Origin of the sequence: Streptomyces sp. E2N166 (assembly GCF_003671715.1) — a bacterium.
GTDB classification, from domain to species: Bacteria; Actinomycetota; Actinomycetes; order Streptomycetales; family Streptomycetaceae; genus Streptomyces; species Streptomyces thinghirensis.
On the sequence record NZ_RAIF01000032.1, the window covers coordinates 1,515,004 to 1,523,770 of the forward strand.

The window sequence follows — 8,767 nt, forward strand, 5'->3', positions numbered from 1 at the left end:
CGAGGTCACCTACCGCTCGGACGGCGGCGAGGGCGTCGCCGCCGCACGCCACGTCCTGGTGAACGCCTCCCCGAGGGAGCTGGCGGCGCTCACGGGGCAGGCGCCGCCCCCTCCCGCCGAGGGCGCCCAACTCAAGGTCAACATGCTGCTGACGCGGCTCCCGGCGCTGCGCGACCCCGCGGCCGACCCGCGCGAGGCGTTCGCCGGGACCTTCCACATCGCGGAGGGCTACGAGCAGCTGGCCACCGCGCACGCCAGTGCCGCGGCCGGTGAGCTGCCCGCCGCCCCGCCCTCCGAGATCTACTGCCACTCGCTGACCGACCCCACGATCCTCGGCCCGGACCTGGCCGCGAAGGGCACGCACACGCTCACCCTGTTCGGCCTGCACACGCCCGCCCGCCTCTTCGCCCGTGACAACGACGCCGTACGCGAGGAACTGCTGAAGTCGACCCTCGCCCAGCTCGACGCCCACCTGGCCGAACCCCTCAGCGACTGCGTGGCGATGGACGCCGACGGGCGGCCCTGTATCGAGGCCAGGTCGCCGCTCGACCTGGAACGCGACCTGCGCCTGCCCGGCGGCAACATCTTCCACCGCGAGCTCGCCTGGCCCCACGCCCAGGAGGGCACCGGCCACTGGGGTGTGGAGACCGGGCTCGCGAACGTACTGCTGTGCGGGGCGGGTGCCGTACGCGGGGGAGGGGTCAGCGGGGTGCCGGGGCACAACGCGGCGATGGCGGTACTGGAGCGGACGGCGAACTGACGGCGCATGCGCCGGACGGGGATGGGTACCGCGACATAGCGGACATTCCGCCTCTGTGATCGATACGACAAGGAGCCTGCCATGGCTGACCTCAGCCCCATCGACCTGCAGAAGGCCCTCAGCGGTATGGACTACCCGGCGGACAGGAAGTCGCTCGTCGACTGCGCCCGCAAGAACAAGGCCGACGACAAGGTCGTGAGCCGTCTCGACGGCCTCGAGGAGAACAGCTTCGACGGGCCGAACGAGGTGCAGAAGGCCGTCTTCAACGGCTAGCGGACCTCCGGCGCGAACGATCGCCTAGTCGGCCGACGCCGTCCACCCCACCGCCTCGATCCGCGCCGCGTCGGCGGGGCGCGCGTCGTGGAACAGGACGTCGTCGGCCGCCTCGGCGCGCAGCCCGTCGACGTACGCGCCGCGGCCCACGTACAGCCGGTCGGTCGTGTACCGCCAGCGCAGGGTGAGCCCGCGAGCGGCCGGGAGTTTGGCCGTCAGCCGGTGCCAGACGCGGCCCGACCAGCCGGTGGCCGAACCCGCCGGGTGCTCCCGCGGCTCCGCACCGCGGCGCGCGGTGGTGAACGGGACCGGCTGCCAGCTGGCGCCACCGTCGGTCGTCGCCTCCAGCACGAGGGCGTCCGATCCCGGCTCGGTGTCCCACCACAGCGAGCAGCGCAGCCGTGCCCCGCCTCCGGACGTGTCCAGCGCGGGCAGCGTGAGCGTGGCGGTCGAGGAACCCGCCGTCCCGGAGAACCACGCCGTACGCCCGTGCGCGGGACGGACCGGCACGGCCCGCGCCATGCTGGTGCCGGCCGCGACTCTGGGCGCCGACCCCGAGCGCCAGCCGCGCACCGGATGTACCGAGTTGCCGAGCACCACCAGGAACGAGTCGGTCGTCGGGTCGAGCACCAGCGAGGTCCCCGTGAAGCCGGTGTGCCCGGCCGTGCGAGGGGTGGCCATGGCGCCCATGTACCAGTGCTGGTACAGCTCGAAGCCGAGGCCGTGCTCGTCCCCGGGGAAGCCGGTGTTGAAGTCGGTGAACATCAGCTCCACCGACTCCGGCCGCAGGATGCGCGCCCGTCCGTAGGAGCCGCCGTTGAGCAGCGTACGGCCGAGCACCGCCAGGTCCCACGCGCGGGAGAACACCCCGGCGTGGCCGGCGACGCCGCCGAGGCTGAAGGCGTTCTCGTCGTGCACCTCGCCCCACACCAGTCCGCGGTCGAGGCCGGACCAGGGCGGGCGGGCGTCCTCCGTGGCCGCGATCCGGGGCCGCCAGGAGGCGGGCGGGTTGTAGCGGGTGCGGTCGAGACCGAGCGGGGCGGTGATCTCGTCGCGCAGCAGCACGTCCAGGGTGCGCCCTGTGACCTTCTCCAGCACCAGCTGGAGCGAGATCATGTTCAGGTCCGAGTAGAGGTACGCCGTGCCGGGCGCGCTCACCGGCTCCTGGTCGTAGACGAGCCGGACCTTCTCCTCGTACGTGGGCGCCTCGTACAGCGGGATCCACGCCCGGAAGCCGGAGGTGTGCGTCAGCAGCTGTCGCACCGTCATGTCCTGCTTGCCGGCCCGCCCGAAGTCCGGCAGGTACGAGGCGACCGGCGCCTCCAGTTCCAGCGCGCCCCGCTCCAGTTGCTGCACGGCGAGGATCGAGGTGAACAGCTTGGAGATCGAGGCGAGGTCGAACACCGTGTCCTCGGCCATCGGGATCTGCTGCCCGGCCGGGAACTCGACACCGGTGTCGGTCTCCTCGTCGTAGGCCCGGTAGCGCACGGCCATGCCGATCGGCTCGTGCAGCGCCACCGTGCCGCCCCGGCCCGCGAGCAGCACGGCGCCCGCGTACCACGGATGCTCGGGGGAGGGGCCGAGAAACGTCTCGGCGTCGGTGACGAGCTGGCGCAGATGGCCGGGGAGCAGGCCGGCGCGCTCGGCGGAGCCGCGCCGCAGGGTGGGGCGGCGGCCCTGGTCCGCGACGGCCTCGGCCGGCCCGGCCGCGAACGGGGCGATGGCCAGGGCACCGCCCAGTGCCAGCGCGCCGGCGCCCAGTTGACGCCGTGTGAATCCGCTCGTCGCCTGTCCGGCCATCGAAGAGCCTCCCGCCATCGAAGCTGAAAGTATCTTTCCTGGATCGCCGTGCGGAGTGAAACTTTCCTGTCAGTGGCGGGTCGTGTCAATGGGGCGTGCGGAGTTGACGAACCGCCGGACCCGCCCGGCATCGCGCCGGACGGGTCGCGGTGCGGAGTCGCGTGCGGCTCAGCGCTCGCGCACCCGGACCACCCGGAGGCCGGGCGATGCCCAGATGTCGCGCTCGCAGAACCGGGACGTCACCCACCTCTCGCCCGAGAACAGCCGGGTCTGGTCGGCGTGGTGCCGCGAGGCGGGGTCGGAGGACTGGGAGTACGTCAGGAGCGTACGGGCCACCGGGCACCGGCTCCCGTCCCAGCCCACGGCCTGGATGTAGCTGGAACCGGTGGTCACCTCGGAGTAGCCGCCGCGAGCCGCGTCCCACACGGGCTCGATCTTGTTCCAGATACCCAGCGACTCCGTGCCACCGCCCACGGGGACGCGCTTGCCGCCCCGCACGACGAACTGGTGCTCACCGAGCGGCGCGTCCAGCGCGATGCCCGCCGCCCGCAGCTCCGCCACCGCGTCCGCGAGGGCGGTGGCGAAGCCCGGCGCGGACGTGTTCAGCGTGCTCGGGGTGGTGACCGGCTCCGCGGGCGAGAACGGGACCTTCCACAACCGCCCCGCCGGCAGGGCCCTGGTGAGCCCGCGCCAGAACCTGTCGAAGAGCAGCGCGCCCCGGCTGCCGGTGTCGACGGTGCGGTCCCAGCCGGCGAGCACACCGCAGGCCTCGCGGATCCCGACCGCGTTCCCGTCGCTGCCCGTGGCCTTGCCGCCCGGCAGTGCGGCACAGGCGCGCGCGGCGTCGGCCGCGACCAGGTCGCCGGCGGGGGCGCGATTGGCGAACTGCTGTCGTTGCAGGTCCCGCACGGTCAGCTCACCCCGGTCCGCCATCGCCGCCACGTCCTCGATGGCCCCCCGCGTCCGCATCGACCGCTGGGTGCCGACGGTGCCGAAGACCCGCTCGTAGCCGGTCAGTGGCCGGTCCGCGTTGGTCAGCCAGGCACTGTCGTTGGAGTTCTCCGCATATGGCGCGTTCTTGAGCGTCGGCATCCGGTCCGGGCCGAAGATCCCCGACTGCACGGCGTCCCGGTCCCGGCCCGGCGCGCAGTCGCCACGTGAGCCGTCCAGCACCGCGAGCCCCGACGACGGGTAGGTGACCTTGCCGAGCGGTGTGGAGCAGCGCTCGGCCAGTTCGTCGGTGATGCGGGGCAGCACCTGCGACTGGGTGAACAGCGTGCGGCCGCGCGAGTCGGCGGCGATCGTGTTCGTCCACGGCAGCCCCTGCGTGCGGCGCAGCGAGTCCAGTACGTCGTCCGTGCCGCGGGCCTTGCCGAAGCCGAGCGCGGTGTCGGAGGCGCGCATGTTGGCGGCGTTCGGGTCGTTCAGCGCGTACGCCGTCGTCGTGGTCCACGGCAGGGGCACCGAGACGCCGAGCGACGTCACCACCGGGCCGTACCGGGTCCACCACTGGGTCTTCGTCACCGGAGCGCCGTTCTTCACCGGGACGGTGACGGACCGTTTCGTCATCCGCTCGCGCCTGCCGTCCACCAGGTAGACCGTCGGATCGGCCGGATCCAGCGTCAGCCGGTGGAGGTTGAGGGGGACGCCGGTGGCGACGGTGTGGCTCCAGGCGACGTGCGCGTTGTGGCCTATGGACACCGTCGTGGTGCCGAGCAGAGAACCTCCGGCGACGTTGAGCCGTCCGGGGATCGTCTGCTGCGACTGCCAGAAGCGGCGCCCGCCGTGCCACGGGTAGTGCGGGTTGCCCAGCAGCAGCCCGCGGCCGTTCGCGGTGGTGTGTCCGCCGAAGGCGACGGCGTTGGAGCCCATGCCGGCGTTGTCGGCGGCGAACAGTTCCCGGGCGGCACGCGCGGTCGCGTCCGCTCCGGGCTTCCCTTCCGGGGCCGCCCCCGTGCTCCCGGCCGGCGGCTGGGCGGCCGTGATGCCGTCCACGGCCCGCCCTTGACCGCCGAGCACGGCCAGGGCGAAGCCGCGCGCGGCCACGTCCAGCGAGGTCACCGGCCGTACCCAGGAGGCGCCCCGGCACGCCGGATCGGTGATCCGGTTCTGCTCCAGCCAGGCGTTGTAGCCCGCCGCGAAGCCCCGCATCAGCTCCTCCGAGTCCCGGCTGGGGCCGCGCGGCGCGGGCTCGGCGAGCAGCTTCTCCACCGTGCCCGCCCGGCGAACTCCCCGGAAGTACAGGTCGCTGGAGAGGTTCGTGGCGGCCGACGAGAGCGCGGGGTCGGACCCCGCGTCGGCGCCGAAGTAGCGGGAGCGTTCGCCGCGCACGGTCACGAAACCGTCGGCCAGTGTGCACACTTGGTCCGCGGCCTGGGCCCAGCCCGTGCCGAAACCGAGGTTCGCGTAGTCCTTGGCGACGATGTGCGGGATGCCGTACTCGGTGTAGCGGATGACGGCGGACAGCCCGCCGTGGGACGGACGCTCGTGCCGGTCACCGGACCGTTCGCCCGCGGCGGCCGGCAGTGTGGTCGCGGCGGTGAGCAGGGCGACGGCCGTGATGGCGAGCCGTCTCAGGCGTGTGCGCATCGTGCCTCCCGACGTCTTCGGAGGAAGGGGCGGCTGAGCGTACCAGTGGGTATGTGTATGTGTCAGTGGCATGACAAGAGCCGCTTCCGGCGCGGCGCACACGTCTTGACCCGCCCCGCCGACCGGCCGAGGATCATGCCATGACGCTGAGGCCCGGACACGGCAGCACGGTCGACGGGGTGCTGCGGCGCAGTGCCCGGCGCACTCCGGCACGCGTCGCGGTGGAGTACCGCGACCGCTCCTGGACGTACGACGAACTCGACACCGCCGTCTCGCGCGCGGCGAGCGTCCTGCTGGAGCGGGGACTGACCCGCGGGGACCGGGTCGGCGCCTACGGGCACAACTCCGACGCCTACCTGATCGCCTTCCTCGCCTGCGCCCGCGCGGGCCTGGTGCACGTCCCGGTCAACCAGAACCTGACCGGCGACGACCTCGCCTACGTCGTCGGCCAGTCCGGCAGCACCCTGGTCCTCGCCGACCCGGACCTCGCCGGCCGGCTCCCCGCCGGCACACGCGTCCTCCCGCTGCGCGACGCCGACGACTCGCTGCTCGTCCGGCAGGCCACGGCGCCCGCGTACGACGGCCCCGAGCCGGACGGCGGCGACCTCGTGCAACTGCTCTACACCTCGGGCACCACCGCACTGCCCAAGGGCGCGATGATGACCCACCGGGCGCTGGTGCACGAGTACCTGAGCGCCATCACCGCCCTGGACCTGGGCGCCGGCGACCGCCCCGTGCACGCGCTGCCCCTCTACCACTCGGCGCAGATGCACGTCTTCCTGCTGCCCTATCTCGCCGTCGGCGCGACGAACACCGTCCTGGACGCACCCGACGGCGACCGCCTCTTCGACCTGATCGAGGCCGGCCGCGCGGACAGCCTCTTCGCGCCGCCCACCGTGTGGATCGGCCTCGCGAACCGCGCCGACTTCGCCACCCGCGACCTCGGCGGCCTGCTCAAGGCCTACTACGGGGCGTCGATCATGCCCGTGCCGGTCCTGGAGCGGCTGCGCGAACGCCTCCCGGACCTGGCCTTCTACAACTGCTTCGGCCAGAGCGAGATCGGCCCGCTCGCCACCGTCCTGGGCCCGGACGAGCACGAGGGCCGGATGGACTCCTGCGGCCGGCCAGTGCTCTTCGTCGACGCACGCGTCGTCGACGAGGACGGCAAGGACGTGCCCGACGGCACGCCGGGCGAAGTCGTCTACCGCTCCCCGCAGTTGTGCGAGGGCTACTGGGACAAGCCCGAGGAGACCGCGGCGGCCTTCCGCGACGGCTGGTTCCACTCCGGCGACCTCGCCGTGCGGGACACGGACGGCTACTTCACGATCGTCGACCGCGTGAAGGACGTCATCAACTCCGGCGGCGTACTGGTCGCCTCCCGTCAGGTCGAGGACGCCCTCTACACCCACCAGGCCGTCGCCGAGGCCGCCGTGATCGGCCTGCCCGACGAGCGGTGGATCGAGGCCGTCACGGCGGTCGTCGTCCCGCGCGGCGAGGTCACGGAGGACGAACTGATCGCCCACGCCCGCGAGAGGCTCACCGCGTTCAAGGCACCCAAGCGGGTCCGTTTCGTGGACGCGCTGCCGCGCAACGCCAGCGGGAAGATCCTCAAACGCGAACTGCGGGACCGGTTCGCCGGTTCCTGACCCGGCGACTGCGTCGCGGCCGAAACGACGGGCGCCGAAGAACGACGCAGTGGTTCGTACGGCGTGTCGTCGCGTTTCTCGCGCAGTGCCGAGGCCGCCGGGGCACCATCGGCGCGTGTGACGGGTGGGAACCGCGGCGCCGATCTTGCGAAAGGCACCCGTCACGTGGCCTGTCGGCGCTCGGACCCGATCGCTAGGCTGACCGCGGACGACGAAATCGGGAGGAGCACGGACGTGGCCGAGAGCACCACCCAACAGCGCCCGCTCATGGGCTGGGACAAGCCGGAGCTGGATCTCAGCAACGCGCAGTGGCAGTCCAGCAGCCGAGGCCTGGGGGATGTCCAGATCGCCTTTGTCGAGGGGTTCATCGCCATGCGGAACAGCGGCAGCCCGGAAAGTCCCTCCCTGATCTTCACCCCCGCGGAATGGGGCGCGTTCGTGTCGGGAGCGCGGGAAGGGGAGTTCGACCTCACCTGAGACGCCCACCGGGGCGGTGAGCCGGGCCGGGGTGCGTCCGGCCGATCCGGGAGTGTTCCGCCCGTTTTTCCGGACACGCGACCGTGAGTGCCCCTTCGTGGCCGACGCCTGGGCGAGGCTGACGCCAGGAGGGGGAACGGTTGCACTCCGGAGGTGAGGAACCCATGAGCACCACCCTGCCGGTCATCGCGGCGGTCGACGGTTCGGACGACAGCCTGCGCGCCCTGGACTGGGCCCTCGACACCGCCCACCGGCGCGAGGCACGTCTGCGGGTGGTGCACGTACGCCAGTACGCCGCCTGGGCGCAGACCGACGTCCTGGTCGCGGGACCGCCGGACACCGACGAGGACCCGGTGCTCGACCAGGCCCGCGCGCACCTGCAAGGGCGGGCCTTCGCGGTGCCGACCGAGTACGTCGGCATGGAGGGCGTACCCGGCGCCGTGCTGCCGGAACTGGGGGCCGACGCCCAGTTGCTGGTTCTCGGCTCCCGGGGCCGCGGCGGCTTCGCCAGCCTGCTGCTCGGCTCCAACGGCATGGCCGTCGCCCGCGACGCCGAGTGCCCGGTCGTCGTGGTGCCCCGCCCCGGGCGCGAGGTCCACGGCGAGGCACCGGCCGAACCCGGCCCCCGGGTGGTGGTGGGCCTGCACGTGGACAGCCCCGACGACGCCACGCTGTCCTTCGCCTTCGCCGAGGCCGCGCGGCGCGGCGCCCGCCTCCAGGTGATCGCCGCCTACCCATGGCCGGTGCAGACCTGGGCCGCCGCCGGCCAGATGATGCCCCTGGTGATCGACGAGGTCTCCATCGAGAGCGAGACCCGGGTCCTGGCGGATGGCTTCCTCGCCCCGTACCGAGGGCGTCACCCCGACATCCGGGCCGAGGCGCACGTCCTGCCCGGCGACGCCGCCGGCCACCTCGTCGCCGCCTCCCGCGACGCCGAGCTGATCGTCGTCGGCCGCCACCGCCGACGCCTGCTGGCCCCGGCCCGCATGATGGGCTCGGTCGCCCACGCCGTCCTGCTGCACGCGGCGTCCCCGGTCGCGGTGGTGCCGCCGACGCCGGCCGAGGAGTGAGGCGCGGGTCTGTGCCGACCGACGTCGTCGGCGGTGCCGACGACCGTTGCATACGCCACACGCCACACGCCACACGCCACACGCCACACGCCATACGCCATACGGCAGCCTGCCGCCTCTGCGTCGCGGCCCGACCCGCGGGGGTCGGGCGG

Annotated in this window: 6 protein-coding genes and 1 pseudogene; 5 read left to right on the forward strand and 2 right to left on the reverse strand. The window is 73.1% G+C overall.

What is annotated here, in order from left to right:
• Window positions 1-760, forward strand: a pseudogene (locus EBH09_RS33780) (FAD-dependent oxidoreductase); the annotation flags it as partial.
• An 81-nt stretch (window positions 761-841) separates the two neighbouring features.
• Window positions 842-1,033, forward strand: a complete 192-nt coding sequence (locus tag EBH09_RS33785; RefSeq protein WP_193776674.1) for a DUF2795 domain-containing protein — start codon at window positions 842-844, stop codon at window positions 1,031-1,033.
• 24 nt (window positions 1,034-1,057) lie between these two features.
• Here the strand turns inward: EBH09_RS33785 and EBH09_RS33790 are convergent, their stop codons facing one another.
• Together EBH09_RS33790 and EBH09_RS33795 are read right to left on the reverse strand one after the other, a co-directional pair.
• Window positions 1,058-2,833, reverse strand: a complete 1,776-nt coding sequence (locus EBH09_RS33790; RefSeq protein ID WP_193776675.1) for a serine hydrolase domain-containing protein — start codon at window positions 2,831-2,833, stop codon at window positions 1,058-1,060.
• A gap of 168 nt (window positions 2,834-3,001) precedes the next feature.
• The gene (locus tag EBH09_RS33795; protein ID WP_121750619.1) at window positions 3,002-5,422 is read right to left on the reverse strand and encodes a penicillin acylase family protein; all 2,421 of its coding nucleotides are present in this window, start codon (window positions 5,420-5,422) and stop codon (window positions 3,002-3,004) included.
• A gap of 140 nt (window positions 5,423-5,562) precedes the next feature.
• Between EBH09_RS33795 and EBH09_RS33800 the strand changes: the two genes are divergently transcribed.
• The 3 genes from EBH09_RS33800 to EBH09_RS33810 all read left to right on the forward strand — a co-directional run bounded on the left by EBH09_RS33800 (window position 5,563) and on the right by EBH09_RS33810 (window position 8,615).
• Window positions 5,563-7,068, forward strand: a complete 1,506-nt coding sequence (locus tag EBH09_RS33800; RefSeq protein ID WP_121750620.1) for an acyl-CoA synthetase — start codon at window positions 5,563-5,565, stop codon at window positions 7,066-7,068.
• 234 nt (window positions 7,069-7,302) lie between these two features.
• Window positions 7,303-7,545 carry a DUF397 domain-containing protein gene (locus EBH09_RS33805; protein WP_121751142.1) on the forward strand — a complete coding sequence of 81 codons (243 nt, stop codon included), beginning with the start codon at window positions 7,303-7,305 and terminating at the stop codon, window positions 7,543-7,545.
• Between the two features lie 164 nt (window positions 7,546-7,709).
• Window positions 7,710-8,615 (forward strand): universal stress protein, encoded by a 906-nt coding sequence (locus tag EBH09_RS33810; RefSeq protein WP_121750621.1) that lies wholly within the window; start codon window positions 7,710-7,712, stop codon window positions 8,613-8,615.
• Window positions 8,616-8,767: the final 152 nt, after the last annotated feature.

Bases quoted from the DNA above. Each gene is read 5' to 3' on its own strand.
- EBH09_RS33790 (WP_193776675.1), bottom strand. From the start codon at position 2,833: ATGGCCGGACAGGCGACGAGCGGATTCACACGGCGTCAACTGGGCGCC.
- EBH09_RS33795 (WP_121750619.1), bottom strand. From the start codon at position 5,422: ATGCGCACACGCCTGAGACGGCTCGCCATCACGGCCGTCGCCCTGCTC.
- EBH09_RS33810 (WP_121750621.1), top strand. From the start codon at position 7,710: ATGAGCACCACCCTGCCGGTCATCGCGGCGGTCGACGGTTCGGACGAC.
- EBH09_RS33800 (WP_121750620.1), top strand. From the start codon at position 5,563: ATGACGCTGAGGCCCGGACACGGCAGCACGGTCGACGGGGTGCTGCGG.
- EBH09_RS33785 (WP_193776674.1), top strand. From the start codon at position 842: ATGGCTGACCTCAGCCCCATCGACCTGCAGAAGGCCCTCAGCGGTATG.